This is a genomic window from Peribacillus frigoritolerans, from assembly GCF_030676415.1.
GTDB lineage: Bacteria > Bacillota > Bacilli > Bacillales > DSM-1321 > Peribacillus > Peribacillus frigoritolerans_A.
The window spans coordinates 1-368 of sequence record NZ_JAUUTW010000113.1 but is presented as its reverse complement, the minus strand read 5'-3'; the positions used below and the strand labels follow the sequence as shown (position 1 = coordinate 368).

Below are 368 nucleotides of genomic sequence, written 5' to 3'. Positions count from 1 at the left end.
TAAAGATACAGACCTGTTTGAACAGATTTTCTATCGCATCTTAATAACAGCTGCTGATAGAAAGGTAATAAGTGCTGAACACGTATTCGTCGATTCCACACATGTGAAAGCCAATGCGAATAAGCGCTAATTTGAAAAGAAAATCGTACGAAAAGAAACACGAGCATATCAAGGACGTCTTCAAGATGAAATCAATCAAGATCGTGAAAACCATGGAAAGAAACCTTTTCCACCAGATAAATTTGATAAGGAAGAAACCAGAGCAATGAAAGAAAGTACTACGGATCCTGAGAGTGGCTACTATGTGAAAGATGAACGAACAAAACAGTTTGCCTATTCATTCCACGCGGCCGCAGACCGCAACGGTT

Annotated in this window: 1 pseudogene; it reads left to right on the top strand. The window is 39.7% G+C overall.

Annotated features, from left to right (window positions below):
* Positions 1 to 368: pseudogene (locus Q8G36_RS28695) on the top strand (IS5/IS1182 family transposase); the annotation flags it as partial.